11 protein-coding genes are annotated in these 17858 nt (G+C 60.3%); 3 read left to right on the plus strand and 8 right to left on the minus strand.

The window, feature by feature from the left end; all coding sequences use genetic code 11:
- Window positions 1-131: 131 nt before the first annotated feature.
- Window positions 132-3590, minus strand: a complete 3459-nt coding sequence (locus ABIZ35_RS11280; RefSeq protein ID WP_348220004.1) for a GH116 family glycosyl-hydrolase — start codon at window positions 3588-3590, stop codon at window positions 132-134.
- Window positions 3591-3855: 265 nt separating this feature from the next.
- Here ABIZ35_RS11280 and ABIZ35_RS11285 point away from each other — a divergent pair, with 265 nt between their 5' ends.
- Together ABIZ35_RS11285 and ABIZ35_RS11290 are read left to right on the plus strand one after the other, a co-directional pair.
- A complete protein-coding gene (locus ABIZ35_RS11285) occupies window positions 3856-4485 on the plus strand; it encodes a hypothetical protein (protein ID WP_348220005.1) in 630 nt (209 codons plus the stop codon).
- A gap of 325 nt (window positions 4486-4810) precedes the next feature.
- Window positions 4811-5182 carry a hypothetical protein gene (locus ABIZ35_RS11290; protein WP_348220006.1) on the plus strand — a complete coding sequence of 124 codons (372 nt, stop codon included), beginning with the start codon at window positions 4811-4813 and terminating at the stop codon, window positions 5180-5182.
- A 46-nt stretch (window positions 5183-5228) separates the two neighbouring features.
- Here the strand turns inward: ABIZ35_RS11290 and ABIZ35_RS11295 are convergent, their stop codons facing one another.
- From ABIZ35_RS11295 to ABIZ35_RS11320, 6 genes are all read right to left on the minus strand, one after another.
- Window positions 5229-8369: a hypothetical protein gene (locus ABIZ35_RS11295; protein ID WP_348220007.1), complete on the minus strand. Its 3141-nt coding sequence runs from the start codon at window positions 8367-8369 to the stop codon at window positions 5229-5231.
- Window positions 8366-8983 carry a sigma-70 family RNA polymerase sigma factor gene (locus ABIZ35_RS11300; RefSeq protein ID WP_348220008.1) on the minus strand — a complete coding sequence of 206 codons (618 nt, stop codon included), beginning with the start codon at window positions 8981-8983 and terminating at the stop codon, window positions 8366-8368. The genes ABIZ35_RS11295 and ABIZ35_RS11300 overlap by 4 nt, the downstream gene beginning before the upstream one ends.
- 145 nt (window positions 8984-9128) lie before the next feature.
- Window positions 9129-9479 carry a hypothetical protein gene (locus ABIZ35_RS11305; RefSeq protein WP_348220009.1) on the minus strand — a complete coding sequence of 117 codons (351 nt, stop codon included), beginning with the start codon at window positions 9477-9479 and terminating at the stop codon, window positions 9129-9131.
- 16 nt (window positions 9480-9495) lie between these two features.
- A complete protein-coding gene (locus ABIZ35_RS11310; protein WP_348220010.1) occupies window positions 9496-10239 on the minus strand; it encodes an SDR family NAD(P)-dependent oxidoreductase in 744 nt (247 codons plus the stop codon).
- A gap of 53 nt (window positions 10240-10292) precedes the next feature.
- Window positions 10293-11162 carry an alpha/beta hydrolase gene (locus tag ABIZ35_RS11315; RefSeq protein WP_348220011.1) on the minus strand — a complete coding sequence of 290 codons (870 nt, stop codon included), beginning with the start codon at window positions 11160-11162 and terminating at the stop codon, window positions 10293-10295.
- A 23-nt stretch (window positions 11163-11185) separates the two neighbouring features.
- The gene (locus ABIZ35_RS11320; protein WP_348220014.1) at window positions 11186-12007 is read right to left on the minus strand and encodes an alpha/beta hydrolase; all 822 of its coding nucleotides are present in this window, start codon (window positions 12005-12007) and stop codon (window positions 11186-11188) included.
- A 376-nt stretch (window positions 12008-12383) separates the two neighbouring features.
- Between ABIZ35_RS11320 and ABIZ35_RS11325 the strand changes: the two genes are divergently transcribed.
- Window positions 12384-15509, plus strand: coding sequence for a tetratricopeptide repeat protein (locus ABIZ35_RS11325; protein ID WP_348220012.1), 3126 nt, complete (start codon window positions 12384-12386; stop codon window positions 15507-15509).
- A gap of 7 nt (window positions 15510-15516) precedes the next feature.
- Here ABIZ35_RS11325 and ABIZ35_RS11330 read toward each other — a convergent pair whose 3' ends face one another.
- Window positions 15517-17535, minus strand: coding sequence for a beta-L-arabinofuranosidase domain-containing protein (locus ABIZ35_RS11330; RefSeq protein ID WP_348220013.1), 2019 nt, complete (start codon window positions 17533-17535; stop codon window positions 15517-15519).
- Window positions 17536-17858: the final 323 nt, after the last annotated feature.

Consider the following 17858-nt stretch of genomic DNA (forward strand, 5'->3'; position numbering starts at 1 on the left):
CTTACCCCTGACTAGACCATTGCTTCCAGCTGTGGGACGAGATCGGGAAAGGGCCTGTCAGAAAAATCAGTCACACCCGGTGGCGCAGACGGCCAACATTGAATATTGGCTGGCGATTGCGAGAAGATCCCCTACTCCCCATAAACCATCAGTTCATGCACGGACCAGAAGCTGCCGGGGTCCGCGCCCTCGTTGGTGATCCGTAAATACCGGGCGTCGGTTGGCGGGAATGCGATGGTCAGCACGCCGGCCTGCTGCGCGGCGCCGGCCTGGCCGGCGTCGGCGCGGGCGGCGGGCGTCCAGGTCGCGCCGTCTGAGGACGTTTCCAGGAGGTAGCCGCGTGGATAGTCCGAGGGCGACTTCGCGCTGTCCAGAACGAGCTTGGCGACATGCTGGATTTTGCCCATGTCGAGTGTCAATGCGTCGCCCGGGAGCCTCGGTCGCAGGGTGGTCCAGCGGGAGGCGGGATCGCCGTCCAAGGCGATCTGGCCAAACGATGCGGCGAGCTGCGGGGAGTCGTGCAGGTTATCGCTCAGCACCCAGTCCGCCGACGGCAGACCGGGACGCACAGGAGCGGGCGCTTTGACCTCGAATTCGACTTTGCCGCTGGGAGTTTGAGGCGCCAGGCGGTCGATCATCGACGACAGGTCCAGTGTCGCGCCCTCTTTTACAACAAAGGGAGCGTCAAGAGCGATGGGCGCGGCGTCGCCATCGGCGGCGACCGAGGTGAGCGTCATCGCATCCGATGGCTGCGTATGATTGCCGGCGACATGATAGAGCGGCTGTTCCGTGGCGGAGTCCAATGGGAAGACACGATCGATGCGCAGGGTCAAATGACGCTGGGCTGGGACGTAGTCCAGCCATCCCCAGAAGCGTGAGAAGTAAACGGGAAGATGCAGTTCGCTCTCGGTTGTCGCGAGGCGCGGCGACACGTAGAGCCGCTTGCCGGGCAGGTCCAGCGACGTTCCGGCGAGGGCATTCAGCACATGCCATGACGTCGGGCAGGTCATATAGGTCCCAAGTCCGCTTTGCACACCCGAGGGGGCGTCGTAAGCGAGCGATTGATCCCAGGGACTGTGGTTCAGCTCCCAGGCGCTGTCATAGACTCGCTTGATTGTCTCGATCCCGTCGTCCACATAGTTCTCGTAGATCGCCTCGCAGCCCAGAAACGGCTCGTGCTGCAAGAAATAGCACGAGGTAGTCGTGGGCTTGCCCTGGGAAGTGACCTGCATCGGCGGCACGGGATAAAAAGGCTTCTGATGCCGGGCGATCGTCTGCGTGATGCTCTGATGGATGATCTTCGGATCGAGGGTGCGCGGCAGGCCGGTCAAGCGCGCCAGCCAGTCGCCGGCGAGGTTCGCCACGAAGCTGTCCTCCACCGTTTTCCCTGTCGGTGGCTGGCGCCACTTTCGGAAATATGTTCCGTTCCAGAGGTCCGCCATCACCGATTTCTGGACATCGCCCAGGTGCTTGTCGTAAGCCGCCGCCTGCGCTGGGTCTGAGACGGCCGACGCCGCCCGTAACGCTCCTAAGTAACACGACGCGGAGTAGATAAACTCGCCGCGCGGCAGTTGCTCGTAATCGTAGGTGCTCCCGCCCGCCGGAATTAAGTTATCGTCCGCGCCATCTTTTTCGAGCCAGTCCATGGCGCTCGTAATGTGCGGCTTCATGCGCGTGAGAAACGATTCGTCGCTGGTCCAGCGATAAAGCTTCACCGCCTGCATCACCCAAGCCGACGAAAGGTCCGGCCAGTCGGTAATGCCATACCCGACATCGGGACGGCCGATTACCTCGTGGACGTTACCGTCGAAGTGCGTGATGCGCCCATCCGTCTGCTGGCACGTGGCGTACATCTCTAACTCGGCGCGGTCCAGCTCCGGAAAGAAGGCCGTGAAGAAGGCGTGTGAGGCCATGCGTTGATCCATCGTGCCAAGGGCGCCGCCCATGTCAATCGGGCTTTCCAAAACCGTGAAGCGCCCGTCCTTGGTCAGGATCGTGTTGGAGAACATCGGAAACGCGCAGTTGATCAATTTGAGCTTCATCCAGAATGGCAGGCTCGATTGGAGGACCGGGTCCTGCCAGGATCGCGTTTGCTTAAGCAGCGTGTCTTCGTTCTTGTCGGCGTACGCCGCAATCTCCCCGGCGCTGTTCCACCAGTTCTTCCAGTAATGGCCGACGTCTTCCGTGACGACAGTGGTCGTTTTGATCAGATTCGCCGTGACAGCGTCCGGCGCCAGCATCAGCGGCTCCGCGCTTCCCGGGGCCTGAATTTTCATCCCATAAACACTCCACCAGTAGAACGTATCCGTCCCGAGATTCGTCAGGCGGAGGTACTTGCCGGCGGCGGGCGTCAGCGCGATCGTTTGGGATGCGCCCTTCATTTCGTCTGCGGTTTTGACCGCGACTTCCTTCCAGGACTTAGCGTCCGGGGAGACTTCCACGCGAAGGCCGCGCGCATAGTCCGTGCCCGCTCCCCCGCTGTCGATCATGATCGACGACGGCGTGACGGACCGCCCGAGCGCGACGACGAGATTATCGCCCGCCTGCATCGCGCGCCCGGTTCCCCAGCGCGAACCGCCGTCGGTGTCGGTCACGGCTCCGACATCGGTCTTCGACGGCGCCGTCTCCTTGCTCACCACCGCCCGATTCTGGACCGTGATCATCTGGGGCATCGCCCAGGCGACCCGAAACCGAAAGACACGCGTTTCACCGGGCTTCAATGTCGCCTCAGCCGCCACCGCGCCCGCTGGCTGCGCGGGATTACTCCCCGCGCTCTGAAGCTTCCCGGTCCGTTCAAAGCCGCTCCAAAACGCCGGCGTCGCCGTCGCCGCGTCCCACGACGCACAATTACTGACCGTCAAGCCACTGTCCGACCGCACTCCCACAAAATCCTCACCCAGCACATTACGCCTCTGATCTGTGTAGGATTGGCTCGTCGAAAAGCGCAGCCCCTGGAGCGCTCCGGCGTGCGCCGGATCCTGCGAATTGCCGCCCAGATCGTCCCACTTCGTATCAACGCGCCCGCCCCATCCCAAAAGATTTGGCCAGGACAGCAGCATACTCGCCTTCACCGTCTTCTGTGTCGTGTTGGTCACGGAATAGTCTAAAAAGGCGACGGGCAGTGAGGAGTTCTTAGCGTCGTGCGGGATCAGCGGCGAAAACGCCTCTAAACGCACCTTCACCGGCAGCGCCTCATCGCTGTAATCGATCTGAGCGCGAGGAAACCATCCCTGCATCCGTGTATGCTGCACATTGGTCAGCCCCGTGTACTCCTCACCCTTTTGCAGCCGCAGAATCCGCGCGACCGGCGCGCCGTCCGCCGCCTGTACGCGAACGGCGGCGAAGGCGCCCTTCGCCCACTTGTAGGGCCGATCCCAGTTATGCTGGTTGGTAAAGTTCCCGAAAGACCCATCCGTCATCAGCTCGATCTTGCCGTCCCCAATCCCGCCCAGCGGCACGCCGGATTTCCAGCGGGCGTCGACAATCGTCCCGGTCGCGGGTTCAAACGAGGGACGCAGCGACTGAGCCGCAGCCGCATGCGTAGCGGCGAGCGATGATAACAAAAGAACGCGAAGGACTGCCTTGTTCATTGAGACCCCATATGTAACGCAATAAACGCAATCACAACTTCAAAAATCGAAGATTCACGTTTTGCCGCGCCACATGACATGTGTTGACTGTACTCAATGATACCAGAACAATCCGTTCGCGTCAGTGCGGAATCTGATCTAAACATTGCACTATTCTAACAGGATGATTTGCATTGACGACACGCGGCCTATTCAAACTCAGGCGCAATGATTTTGTAAAATTGGGATATACTGTAGAAGCAATCAGAGAAAGGAAGCAACAGATTTGACACCGATAAGCCAGCCGCCGTTTGCCGACGCGGAAAGCAAAAAAACAGATGCGCGAGTCTCTTCACGTGTGCAAACGTTGCTGGACGAACTGCTGTCGCAGCCTTGTCCTTTTGAGCCGAGCAAGCAAGTGCGCCAAACACACGTAGTGTTTCGCGGCGTCGACTTGCTTGAGGTGAATGGCAAAGAACGGTCGGACCTCAGTATCGCCTGGCTAACACAGAACCAACCAGATTTATTTAGCAACACATATCATAGAGACTTATATACGCAAGATTTCACTAAACGCGAGATTGACGCACAAAGCTGCTATCTGGTTTACCTTGGCCCTCTCGGCCAGGATCAGGCTACGAACTACGAAGATCAAGTAGCGCTCTTGCCCCATCATTACCGATCCGCATACGCTGTGGAAGCGGTCATGGCTCTGGCTGCTTACAAGAACCGCAACGAATGCTTTCCCAGCGGCAAGTTTCGATGGGGCTGGTGTTCGGAATCGCTAGATGCCGAACAAGCAACGCATATCGCGGTAAGCGTTGCAGGATGCTCCACACTCAAGTTTGATGAACTGCCGAACGAAAGAGTTCGAGCGAATCGCGGCATAGTAGCGGTACGCACCTACTCGGCGTAGATATGTCATTCCTCTCCGACAACGTCAGATATGAGCTAATTCCTGGCGAAGATTTCCCTCAAGAATATTGCGTGCTTTGTTCGGACCTATTCTCCCATCATTACGGACACTGGTCTGATCAAGGTCCTCGCCCTGGTCACGCAATCTCCCAAAACCCGAAATCCATTGGTCAACTCATTCAAAACGACGACGCGTTCGCGGCCCTTTCCTGGATTGAAGACCAGTTGGTTGGATACGCGTTCGCAACGCGGGTATGGATTGACAACACGAGAGCAATCACCTGGTCGTTAACGAGAGCGATCGCCACCTGGGACTAGCAAAGAGAATGCTGCGCAACGTGTGGGCGGATTCCGGCCAATTCGGATGGGGGCTAGTCACATCGAGTCCGTACGCCATTCGTGCGTTGGAACGCGCCACACAGCGGCGATGTCATCCAAGCCTGATCAAAGAGCATGGAGCGCTGATGCACATAGCGGCATCGCTGAGAATCCAGTACTTACGGGATTGTGGGTTAACACTTAACGAGGCTAAGGTGGCGATCGACACACGATTTTATATCGATCACTCTCACATACCAGAACAGATTTCCAATGTATCCCAATATGCCCCTTGGCTACTCGGCGACATCGACGATGGTGAAGAGTGGTTCGCATTTACTTTTCGTGAACAGCCGCCAGCACTTATTTCGCACAAATAATGACGGGCGCCGCAACGCGTTCAGGATGCGGCGCCCTTCCCGATTACTAATCTCTTGTTCCAGATATCGCAGGGAGCCCGACGAACAAGCGGCTGTCGACTTCTGTCAGCGGGTCAATCTCGACGGCGACGGCCGCGCGGGCGAAGACGGCGCCGGGGTACTGTGCGCGCATGGCGCGGGCGAGTACGTGGTGGCCGCCTGACGAGGGGGCTTGGGACGCTGGCGCGCTCTCACTTCGCAAGTTCCGATGCCAGGCTTGGCGCAGGCTGAGCGCGAACAGCGTCACTTCCTCCGTTGTGAGGCTCTCGACCAGCCCATGCGATGTGGGCGTCGGCTCGCCGTGAATGTCCTCTGCGCTTCCCCAGCCGACGATGTAATTGCGCAGAAGCCGTGTGGAGCCGCGCGCGCCGCTGAGCGCGGAAAGACGCGCCGGGTCGAGGTCGTTGTCGTCGAAGGTTGTTTTGCGCGTGAGGATGTCTGTGACTTCCTCGGCGTAGCGAGGCCAGGCGTCGAGCCATTCCGCCGCGCCCGGCTTCGGCGGCAAGTCCAGCGTGTGGCCAAGAAACGGACCCATTGACCATCCAGAGCGCTTGGCGGCTTCGAAGCCGCGACGGCGAAGACGTTCCGACGCCGCAATCGCCGCCGTGAGGCCATCATTCTCTAAGATGCGTATTAACGTATCCGTTATGTCGCGCTTTGTCAGCAAGCCTTCTGGAAGCGGTTCGATGCCGAGGGCGCTCAGCTCCTCACGCCCTGGCTCACTCAAACTGAGTTGAGCGAGTCCCCAGAGGCTGTCCATGGATGGCCGCAGGTTCGCCAGCAGATGAGGCTCGCGCTCCAGGCAGGCGCGCGGCGTCAGCAATGCGCCTGCTTCTCGCTGTCCGGCCTCCGTCACGGGGAGAAATATGGAGCAGATGTCGCCGTCGAAATCGACGTTCATCAGTGATGTGACGACGGTGTGGATTCGGAGCACCTCCCCCGCCTCACGCATCGGGCGAAGCGCCAGCAGCGGCGTATGCACAAACTCCGGCTGTGCATACAGCATTGATGAGGCTAAGATGACCCAGGAACGCGCCATTATGATGTCCAGTGCAGCCGCTGCGTCCGGCGACCTTCGCGCAATCGCATCGGCGTCCGAAAATTCGCGCATCAGCATGGGAGTAAACAACGCCCAGGCCATTTCTTCTGGCAATGCGACTTCGTCCAGCGCCAGGCCGCTTCCCGGCGATACGATGGCGCGCCCGCTGAAGACGACATCTTCACTCCATTGCAGCGTTTCTGGGCCGACCAGCGCTTCGAAGTAAGCGCTCACATTTGCTTCGAGCGCGACGCTTCCTTTGCGAATCAGCGTCTCGGGAGCCCCGGATTGGATCAATCGTCCAAGCTGCGCATTCACCTTTTCGATGTCGTCAAACCCAGCAGACGCACGGAAGTTTCCCACCGATCTTACCTCCACTCCCCGAAGCCAGGGGTGAGGGACAGGGCGGGCAAGCTCCAGTCCCGACGAAGGCGCGCACAGCGAGAGCTGCAAAATCCCGCCCGTAAGATCCGCGCCGATACCGGCGGCGGCAAGACGCGCGGTGAGATCCGCAAAGGCCGGCGACGATCCCGGCTCCTGCTTGACGGGACCATGTGCGAGGCGCTCCGCCAGGGTCGCCGCCTCGGGATTGCGCTGAGATCGTGTGTGATATTGTTCGCGAATCGTCTCGTAAGCGCCGATCTCGCGGAGGGCGGCGTATTCGAGATAGCCCAAGGCCTGTCCTGGCGCTGCGCCGCCATTGCTTCCAGCAGTCCCTTCGGCGCCCGTCGTGTATGAGGTTTTCGTGGCGGCTTCGTGATCCAGTCGTCCCCAGTAAACCCACCCGACACAGCTTGGCCGATCCAGCGCGGGGCCGTCCTTGCCCAGTGTGAGCTGTCCAAGCCCGTCATCCGGCAATCCTAAATTTTTGAGCTGCGCCCGGAGATCGTTTTGGGATGAGCCATGAAACGGGGGCGCGATAAACGGCTCGCCAGTGAGATGAGCGATGCGCCCGGCGGCGGCTTCCCACAATTGCCCAAGGTTCAGCCGCGAAATGACTCCGGACGGCGAGTAGACGAGATCGACGGCGACTCCGTCCAGATGCGGCATTTCGTCGTCGGGAAGGATGCGGCCGATCGTGCATTTCGCGCCGTGACGATTCGACAATCGGTCGCCGGCCTGGATGGGCGTATAGCGCTCGCGATACCACTGGGTCGGAGCGGGATCCCGAGGAAATCGTTTGGCGCACGACTCGCTGATCACCACCGAGTCCTCAAACGTGTCTTCACCCCATGGCGCGTAGGCCGTGAGCAGGCTGCGCCCGCACCAAAATCCTGGGACGTCCGGTTCATATCCCGTCTGTACGAGCGCCGGCTCGGATTTCGTCGTCGGCAGCCACTGGCGCATCATATTACAGCTCATGATCAGCCGGGCGTCGGAACTGTGCTCGATGAAGGGGATCATCATCGCCGGCAGCCCGAAGCCTGCTTCTGGAGCGTCGTCGACAATCATCAGCTTCCCATCGCGAATCACCGCGCCCATGGCGATCGCACAGATCTTGTTGACGTTCGATCCTTCGGGTGTCTCCAGCGGACTGACACGACCGATGTTCGCCGCCGTCAGCGCGCCGGTGGCGCTGGGAATAAAGAGACGCCGCGCGTGGATCTTGCGGGCCAGCCAATTTGTTTTGTCCAGCCACTGCGAACGCTCGGAATAAAACGAAGCGAACCATACGTCGAGCGGAAGCCACGAGCGCAGCAGGGATTCGTCCCAGGGCAGTTCCTCCGTCGCTTCCCCGAGACGCGCTTCGATATCGTCATAAAGGCATTCGCCGATACACTTGATATTGGCGGCCTCCAGATCTTCCTGGTCGGCGTAAGGCAGCATGATGCGTGGATGCGCCCAAGCCGGACCGCCATGGATCGATCCCTGATCGCCGCCGAGCCAGAGCATTCCTTCTCGGTCCGGTCGGCAAAGTCCGTCGAATGTCGCCGAAGCCTCGCCGCTCGGCCCGAATACCGAAACGGTCACTTGGGCCGTTGTCTCCGTAGGAAACTCCACCGCGTATCCCGCCAGCGGCAGCCGTTCGGAAAGCAGTTCGGGAAGCGTTTCCCGAAGAAATCGGTCGTAAGATTCTTGGTGCCATGTCGTTTCCGTCATCTGGATCATTCGATGTTCTCCCATTCCTTCACCATCTCACTCCACTCCCGAGCCAACTGCTGACGCGCATGATAGAGTCGCGACTTGACCGTCCCCGTGGGGATGCCAAGCTTCTCGGCCGCCCCCGCCATATCCATCTCATCCTCATGCACCAGGGTCCAGACTTCTCGCTTCTCGTCGGAAAGCTGGCCGATCATCCCACGAAGTCGCCGGGCGCTTTCGGCGCTCTGCGCGGCCTCTTCCGGAGTTTCGGAGGCATCCGCGATCCACTCGGCAGGCAGGTCACGGCGGACCTCATCCGTCGTGACGGTCGGCGGCGCTTCAAGCGCCGTTTCACGCCGGCGGCGGACCGAGCGCAGATGGTTGAGGGCAAGGTTTGTGGCGGCTCGAAACAGCCATTGTCGAACGCCTCCGCGCCCATCCCACTGGTCTGCCTTGGTCCATACCCGCAGAAGCAGCTCCTGAAGGAGATCCCCAGCGGCGTCCTCATCACGCACCGTGCGCAGCAGATGCCGGCGCAGGGCGTCCTGATAGCGCTGGACTAGCAGCTCAAACGCCGCCTCATCCCGCTCCTGGATACGCTCCATCAATTTGTCGTCATGGTTGTTGGTTATCGGGTTCATTGACATACCAAGGACACCGGAGGGAGGGCGCGGGTTCAATGCGGGCGAAAGAAAACGACAAATGGCCCATCCAAATTTGGATGGGCCAAAAATTAGGGAGAACGCGGCAGAGATTGATCACGTTGGACGTGAATTCCTTCTTCTATTACTCCATTAGAAGCATGCCGAGCGGCTTGAGCGGCCCAAGCGGAATGAGCTCGAATGTCATCAAGCCGGCCACGCCTAAGGGAAGTTTTTCGAGAAGTTCGTGCGCCTCGGCGGCCGTCGTCACATTCAGAATGAAGACGACGCCATTCGACCCTGTCTGGAAGAACCACTGGTCGATTTTACCGGCCAGATGGAGACGGACGGTCGCTGGCGCTTCAAAGGGCATGATCTGCGCAATGGCTTCGGGCGTCGCCTTGGCGGTCAGGGAGCTGATCGCGAGGATTTTGGTCGTGGGGACGGCGTCTGGCGCCGCTGTGACAGGCGCGCTCGGATTTTGAATTTCGGACATGAGATTTCTCCTATAGTTAGCGCTGCGGTAGTCGGGCGGACATCTTGGCTTGAAACGCCTTGGGATCGGAGGTGAAGGCGGCGTAAGCGCCGCGTGACAAAGCCCCCGCGACGACTTCGTCGTTCTGACCCGCTTGGATCGCATCCAGGGAATCTGAAACAACTTCCTCGGGCGTCAAGCGCGGCTCCGGCAATCGCGCGCCCATCGGCGTCTCCGTCTGAGCCGCGAGAACGCCGACAACCAGTGTCCCCTGCGCCGAAAGCTCAGCCCGGATGCTGCGTGTGAGGGACAGGCCCGCCGCCTTGGACGCCGAATAGGTTGCGGCCATAGGCAGGCTCACCAGCGCCACCATCGACAGCATGTTCAGGATGGCCCCGCCACCCGACGCCGCAAGGATCGGGCCAAAGGCGCGGGTCAGCGCCAGAGTACCGAAGTAATTGACGTCCATCTCCCGGCGCGCGCTGGAGAGATCGGGCGCCGAGATCGCGCCTTCGAACGCGGCGAAGCCGGCGTTGTTGACGAGAAATGTCACATCCGGCGCAGCAGCGACCGCCGCTTCGATTTGCGCCAGATCGGTCACATCGAGCGTGAGAGGAATCAGGCGCTCGTCCCCACCCGCCATCAGATCCGAGAGCGAAGCGGCGTCGCGCGCCGCGATATAAACTTTCGCGGCGCCGCGTTTTAGCAGTTCGCTGACAAAGGCTCGTCCAATACCGCCGTTGGCGCCCGTCACAAGAGCAACACAACCAGTAATATCCATAAATTTCTCCTATCAGAATCCCGATCATTTTCCGAAAATTTGCGCAGATGGAATCAGGAAAGCATCGCCTGTGCGACTTCGGCAGGCATGTCCGATTGCACCCAATGCCCTGCCGGCAGCAGATGAAGCGTGGCGTGCTGGAAGTGGGAAGCACGATCTCGGCCCACATCCGCCGTGATGTAGGGATCAAGTTCTCCCCAGATCACCTTGACCGGCAAATCGAGATGCTTTAACTCAGGCAGGCGCCGCGTATTTCGCGCCAGCTCCGCAAAGAAGTGCGAAGCAAGCTGCATGAACGCAGGACCGGAACTTGGCGGCTGAGTGAAGTTGTCGGCGATGAGCTGCCCAATCGACGTTTCGAAGCGCTCCTTTTGATCCGGCGGCAACGGATCGGCGAACAGCGTTTTCTGCCAGCCGAGCAGCCAGCCAAACTGCGTAGGACTCTGCGCGATGGCGGCGCTCAGCGCGCTCATACTATGGGTCGCGAACAATGTCACCATCTCCGGCCAGACAATGGGAAATGCGTCGTCGTAACCCGAGTTCAAGATACACAGCGATTCCACGCGCTCTGGATGCGCCAGCGTAAAGTTGATCGCCGTCGGCCCCGAGGAGTCGTGCGCGACGGGAACGATTGTTTCCAATCCCAGGGCTTCGATCACCCTTTCCAAGTCGCCCAGCTGCTGCCCGAAATTATAAACGGCGCCGGGAAGTTTGTCGGAGGCGCCGAACCCCAGAAAATCAAACGTGACGACCCACCGGCCGGCGGCGACAAGGTGCGGGACAAGATCGTCGTAAATGCGCAGGTTGTCGGGGAAGCCGTGCATGAGCACAAAGGCAGGCCCGTCGCCGGCGTAGTCGCGCGTGTAGATGCGTCCCTGGCCATGGGAAACGTAGTGTTCGGTAAAGAATGGTTTGCCGTCCATGTCATACTCCTCGATTATTTTCGTCAGGATTTGAGAAAGGCCAGGAGATCGGCGTTCACTTCATTGGCCAGCGTCGTGCATAGCCCGTGCGGCGCGCCGGGGTAAACCTTGAGCTTCGCGCCCTTGACCATCTTGACCGTGCGCAGCGACGCAATGTCGATGGGAACGATCTGGTCGGCGTCACCCTGCAAAACAAGCGTTGGGATATCGAACTTCGCCAAGTCTCCTCGGAAGTCCGTTTCGGAGAACGCCTTGATGCAATCGTATTGGCCCTGGATCGACCCCATCATCCCCTGGAGCCAGAACGAGTCGCGGACGCCCTGCGAGATCTTCGCGTCCGACTTGTTGTAGCCGTAGAACGGCATGCAGAAATCCTTGTAGAACTGGGCGCGGTCCCCAAGCACCGCAGCGCGAATACCGTCGAACACTTCGATCGGCGCGCCGATCGGATTGTCCGTCGTCTTCAGCATCATCGGCGGGACGGAAGAGATCAGAACAGCCTTGGCGATCCGCTTCGAGCCGTGCCGGCCGATGTAGCGAGCCACCTCACCGCCTCCCGTGGAGTGCCCGACCAGCGTGACGTCCTTCAAACCGAGGGTTTCAATCAGCGTGGACAAATCGTCCGCGTAGGTGTCCATATCGTTCCCGGCCCAGGTCTGGCTGGAGCGGCCATGGCCGCGCCGGTCGTGGGCGATCACCCGGTAGCCGTGCTCGGCCAGGAAGATCATCTGGGCGTCCCAGGCGTCGGCGCTCAGCGGCCAGCCATGGCAGAAGACCACGGGAAGTCCCTTGCCCCAATCTTTGTAGTAGATCTTCGTTCCGTCTTTCGTCAAAACTGTGTTCATGGTGTGCGCTCCTATGAAGTCGGTGGGTGAAGTCGGCGCTGCGGCCGATGCTTTAGGACTGACAAATGCGGGAAGCGCCGCCGCAATCGCTGCGCCCACGCCCATCAGCAGGGCGCGGCGTCGGGAGATTGCGGGAACGGCGGCGATATTCTCGATGTCCATTGGCGCGATCGTTTCCAGGGTCATAAGATCCTCCATGGCGAATCCGAAATTGGCTGCGTCTCAGGACGCGTTCTTGCATCGTTCACGGTCATTATCTCAGCCGCGCCTTCCCGCAGCCTTCCCGTTTGGAAGGAATAACGTTCCGAACAATCGAAATCGATTTCAAGAAGATTTTTTGAGCGTGCAGGCTTCCCTGTCCTCTTCGGAAAGGGCAATGATGGGTACGCAAAACTCCGAAGCGTCGTTGGCGATCACTTTGTTCGGGCCGATGCAAGCGTTTGTGGATGGCCGGCCGCTGCCGCCGCTGCGATCCCGCAAGAGCCGGTGGCTGCTGGCGCTGCTCGTGCTGCGTCATGGCCATTCGGTGGAGCGCGCATGGCTCTGCGAAATGCTCTGGCTCGATGCGTTTCCCGATCGATCCGCCGCCAATCTCAATCCGGCCTTGAGCGATCTGCGCCGGGCGCTTGGAAGCCAGTCCGGGCGCGTGCAGTCGCCCAGCCGGCACACGCTGCGCCTGGATCTCGGCGGCGCCTCAGTAGACCTCCTTGAGTTCGACGCCGCGATCGACAGCCAAACGCCCGAAGCGCTGGAGCGCGCAGCGGCGCTGTATCGGGGTCCGCTGCTGGAAGGATGCAATGAAGAGTGGGCGTTGGAGGAGCGCACAGCGCGCGAACAAGAGTGTTTGAAGGCGCTGGAAACATTGGCGGGAAACGCCCTGGCGGCGGGAGATCACACGGCGACGGCTGATTATTACCGGCGCGCCATCCGTATTGCGCCGCTCTGGGAAGCGGCTCAGCGGGGACTGATGCAGGCGCTTTTCCAGGCAGGCGACGATAACGCCGCGCTGAGCGTCTACCGGACATTCGCGCAGACCCTGCGCCGGGACGATCCCAGGGCCGCTCCCGACGAACAAACAACGGCGCTCTACTCCCAAGGGCGCGCCGAGATGCAGCGGCGTGCGTCCTTGCCGGCCATGACGGTCCCGAAAAGCGCGCCGTCACCGAAGCCGCCAGGGTATCTTCCCAAGCCGCTGACGGATCTGATCGGACGCAAGGACGAGCGCGCAGAGGTGATGCAGCGGATCGGGGTGTCTCGGCTGGTGACTCTGACCGGCCCGGGCGGCATTGGCAAAACGCGTCTAGCGCTCACGGCCGCAGAAGAATCCGCCCCGCAGTTCGTCGATGGAGTTTGGCTGGCGGCGCTGGAAACGCTTTCGGATGGAGCAAGCGTCGTGGGACAGATTGCTTCTGTTCTGAATCTGAAGGAAACGCCGGACCAGCCGCTGCTGGAAACGCTGATCGATTATCTGCGTCACAAGGATCTTCTCCTGGTGCTGGACAACTGCGAGCATCTGCTTGACGCCATTGCGCAGACCGCCGATCGCCTGCTGCGAGAGTGCGGTGGCGTGCGCGTGCTGGCGACGAGCCGTGAGGCGCTGCGGATGACGGGCGAGGTCGCCTGGCAAGTTCCATCGCTGTCGACGCCGGACCCGGCGCATTTGCCGCAAAACCCGGCGGCGCTTTGTCGGGCGCTGATGGGTTACGAAAGCGTGCAGCTGTTCGTGGAGCGTGCGCAGGCGGCGCGGAACGACTTCGCGCTGACGGGGGCCAACGCGGCGGCGGTCGCGGAGATCTGCGCGCGGCTGGAGGGCGCTCCGCTGGCGATTGAGCTGGCCGCCGCTCGTATTCGGGCGATGACGGCCGAGCAGATGGCGGCCCGACTGGACGATCATTTGACCCTGTTGTCGGGAGGAAGCCGCGCCGCGATGTCTCGCCAGCAGACGATGCGAGCGACTCTGGACTGGTCGTTTGCGCTCCTGACCGTTCAGGAGCAGATCCTGCTGGCGCGGGTATCCGTGTTTTCCGGAGGCTGGACTCTGGAGGCTGCAGAAGCAGTGTGCGCCGGGGATGACATTCCTCGGAGCGCCGTCTTAGATCTGCTGACATCTTTGGTGGACAAATCGCTCATCATCTTTGACGGAAGCGCAGCGGCCGAACGATATCGGATGCTGGAAACGGTGCGCCAGTATGGAGCGGAGCATTTGCAGGAAGGCGCAGAGGTTTGCGGCCGTCATCTGGCTTGGGCGGCGGCGCTTGTCGAGGCGGCGACCCAGCTTCGAGGCGCGGAGTTGTTTCAGCAGTTAGCGGCCTTGGAAGCAGAGTACAGCAATCTTGCGGCGGCGCTTGCCTGGGTCGGGATGCAGCCGGACACCGACACGGAGGCGGCGCGTATCGGCCTGAGTCTCGCCGGAGGGCTGTCCCAATACTGGCACATGCACGCCCTTCATGTCCAGGGCAGGCGTTATCTCATCCAGGCGCTGGATCGACCGGGCGCGCGGGAAACGACAGCGGCGCGGGCGCGCGCGCTCAACGGCGCGGGGGTGCTGTCTTATAGCCATGGCGACTACAGCGCGGCCCGAGGTTTCTATTCTGAGTGTTTGGATGTCCGCCGGCAGCTTGACGATGGACGCGGCCAAGCCGTCGCGCTCAACAATCTCGGCAATGTGGCGCTAATCCTATGCGATCCCTTGAGCGCCCGAGCGTTGTTCGAGGAAGCGCAAGTTCGGTTCCAAGACGCCGAAGACGTGCGCGGATCGGCGCAGGCGCTCAGCAACCTGGCGAATGTGGCGTACTACCTCAAGGAGTATGAGACATCGCGGAATTTTTACGAACAGGTGATTGTCATTTTTCAATCGATGAACGACACCCACTCCGTGGCGCGCACCCTTGGAAACCTTGGTAACGTCGCCTATGAGCAGGCGGATTATACAGAGGCGCGCGTTCGGCACGAGCAATCTCTGGATCTGTTTCGAGAATTCAAGGACTATTCCGGCGTCGCGAGGCAGCTGGTGCACATTGGGAATGCGATGCGCCGACAAGGAGAGGATTCGTCAGCGGAGGCCCTCTACGAGGAGGCTCTCGGTCTCTTCCGCCAGACGGCGGATCAACAGGGCGTCTCCGAAGCGCTGACTCGCCTCGGGTTCATCGCCGACAAAAAAAACAAGCTCTTGGCCGCCAAATCTCTGCACCAGCAAAGTCTAGAAATTGGCCGGTCGGTCGGCTACAAGCTAGGCACACTGGACAACTTGAAAGCACTGGCGGGCATTGAGGACAAGCAGGGACGCCCAGAGCGTGCGGTGCGTCTCTGGGCGGCGGCGCACAGCTTGGGGGGGGCTCTCGATATCCCGCCATCCTCCGACCCCGAGGAATCGTTTGAGTGGCAAACCCAGTCCGCCCGCGCCGCTCTCAGCGAAGCCGCCTTCACAGCGGCTCAGACATCCGGCGCCCTCCTCACCTGGGAGCAAGCCGTCGCCTACGCGCTGGAAGGGTATTTACCTTAACAAGATACTATCCCAGATCTGGGAAGATGGTGACCCGCAGGTGGGTGGAGCCGTAGGGAACCAGCGTCAAATGCTCCACGGAATCGGCCACTTTGCTCGCGCTCACGTCGGGCAGCGGCGGGGTGAACTTCTGGTTGGGATTGTCGGGATTGACCTGAAGCTCCCAGTCTTCGATCTTCTTGGCGGACACAATGAGCCGGGTAGGCGGGTTGCTCCAGGGATCTTCTGGGATGGGCTTGCGCTCGAACTTTACGGAGCTCTTGAGTTTCGCTTCATCGACAACGACGCCGTAATTCCAGGCGCTCGTGGGCGTGGCGTTCCAGCTGGGGTATTCGGCGGTCGTATATCGTTCTTCGACGATTGGCGTCCAATTTGCTTCAATCGGCAGGGAATATACGAGTGGTCCGTGCTCTAGGCCGACGCCATTCTGGGGCCAATGGGAGACGGCGGTCTTCATGGGCAGGGTCAGGGTGATCTTATCCCCGGGCTGGAAGGTTCGATTTAGCGTGACGAAGCCATTTTTCTTATGCGGCGTGCTGATCGGCTTGCCGTTCAATGTGATATTCGGATTCTCACACCATTCTGGGATACGCAGGGACAGCGGAAAGGCGACGGCGCGCTTCAGATCGATCGTGAAATGGATCTGTTCTTCGAAGGGATATCCCGTTGTCTGAACGATTTCGAGAGAGTCGTGATCGGGGCCGACGGTAGTCGTGAGCTTGGACGGGCCATAAAGCGTCGCCGCCAGGCCACCGTCCGGCTGCTTCATCCACATGCGCATGACGTAGTTAGGTAGAAGCCGATGCACGTTGCCGCCGCAGCAGGCGGTGCGCTGGCCTGGATTGGGCTGGTACGCCATCATATGCCCCCCGTGCGCCATGACGTTGTGGTCAGAGTTCAGGGTAGCAAGGAACTGGTTAGGGCAGGAGAAGTATTGAAGCGCCTTCCAGTCGTTCTTAATCGCGCCAGGACCGGCGTTGAAGCAGGCGCGCTCGATACGATCCCCCCACACTCCGTCGCCCGTCGCCGTCAGAAGATATCCCCACGACCAGGTGTGGTCGGAGATATCACACGTCTCATGGGAGTCGAGCGACGTCTTCGTGCGATACCATTCCGAGGTGGATGGGATACCGTCGATCAGCATATGGTGGTCGAAGACGCGGCGCTGGGCGGCGAGGGCGAATTTCAGATATTCGGTCTTGCCGGTATGGGCGTACAGGATCGCCGGCTGCTTGGCCGTCTCCATATAGGTCACGCCATGGGCGTCAATCGGCGTCGCCGAAAACACGCGCAGCTCCGACAGATCCCCATGTTCCTTGTCGTCGGCCACCGTCAAGTATTCCCGCCAGGAGTTTTCGGCGAGCGCCAGCAGCTGCGGATCTCCAGTACGCTCGTAGCACCAGAGCATCGTCTCGATATTGACGACGTTGCGAGTGGGCTTCCCATAAGCGGCCTTGTCGGAAAGATAGTGCTTACGCATGGCCTCCGCGATCTCAGTCTCGCCACTGGCGTCCGAGGCCGCCGCCAATCCTCGGAAGAAGACCGCATGCGGCCAGCGATGGAAGTCGCCCGTGGGCTCCTCAAAGAACTTCGGCCCAAGATATCCGTCCGAGTTAGCGTGGGAGACCGTGTAGTCGATCTTCTCTCGCACCTGCCGCATCAGACTTTTATCGTTCATGACGATCGCCAGGCGTGTGGCGCCGTCAACCCAGTAAGCCATCTGTTCCCAAGGCCACCATAATTCGCCTTGCTCCTCACCCTTCCAGTACGCAACTGTAAAGGGCCAAGACACCTGCGTCAGTTTGGATCCAAGGTGCTCCGCCTGTTTCTCCATATACGTCCGCAGCCATCCCTGCGGATTGATGGAGCCGGCGGGCAGGTCTTGGAGCGCCGCATAAGAGCGCGTCTTCAATGGCAGCGGCGTGGCCGCGCGGCCTCCCTGCTCTGCGGTCAAAAGCATGGCGGCGCTGATCGTGGCGAACTGGATAAACTGCCGCCTGGTCATTTCAAACTTGGTCGGACTCAATCTGGAACCTCTCGATTATTTGATGATGTCACGCGTTATGGGGGGATTTTTATCGCGGCGTCGCCGCCCCGGGACAGCCAATACTGTCCTTACGCTAGATAGCAGGACAATCATACCACTGTCCTGCTATCTAGCGTAAGGACAGTATTGCCCCGATCATAGCACAAAATTGACATCCCAATCGTGATACTTAACAAAATGCGCGGAAGTCCCGCTCATTGATGAGCGTGGATGGATAGCGCAACGCCCTTCTCAGGGCGTTATATTTCTTGGTCTACTGGTATACTGAAAGCATACCAATACAACTGACAGCATCCCGATAC

It is taken from the genome of Capsulimonas sp., from assembly GCF_039929585.1.
Classification (GTDB): domain Bacteria; phylum Armatimonadota; class Armatimonadia; order Armatimonadales; family Capsulimonadaceae; genus Capsulimonas.

Excerpts from the sequence above, each read along its gene's own strand:
- ABIZ35_RS11280 (WP_348220004.1), bottom strand. The coding sequence starts at position 3,590 with ATGAACAAGGCAGTCCTTCGCGTTCTTTTGTTATCATCGCTCGCCGCT.
- ABIZ35_RS11290 (WP_348220006.1), top strand. The coding sequence starts at position 4,811 with ATGCTGCGCAACGTGTGGGCGGATTCCGGCCAATTCGGATGGGGGCTA.
- ABIZ35_RS11295 (WP_348220007.1), bottom strand. The coding sequence starts at position 8,369 with ATGATCCAGATGACGGAAACGACATGGCACCAAGAATCTTACGACCGA.
- ABIZ35_RS11300 (WP_348220008.1), bottom strand. The coding sequence starts at position 8,983 with ATGAACCCGATAACCAACAACCATGACGACAAATTGATGGAGCGTATC.
- ABIZ35_RS11305 (WP_348220009.1), bottom strand. The coding sequence starts at position 9,479 with ATGTCCGAAATTCAAAATCCGAGCGCGCCTGTCACAGCGGCGCCAGAC.
- ABIZ35_RS11310 (WP_348220010.1), bottom strand. The coding sequence starts at position 10,239 with ATGGATATTACTGGTTGTGTTGCTCTTGTGACGGGCGCCAACGGCGGT.
- ABIZ35_RS11315 (WP_348220011.1), bottom strand. The coding sequence starts at position 11,162 with ATGGACGGCAAACCATTCTTTACCGAACACTACGTTTCCCATGGCCAG.
- ABIZ35_RS11320 (WP_348220014.1), bottom strand. The coding sequence starts at position 12,007 with ATGAACACAGTTTTGACGAAAGACGGAACGAAGATCTACTACAAAGAT.
- ABIZ35_RS11325 (WP_348220012.1), top strand. The coding sequence starts at position 12,384 with ATGATGGGTACGCAAAACTCCGAAGCGTCGTTGGCGATCACTTTGTTC.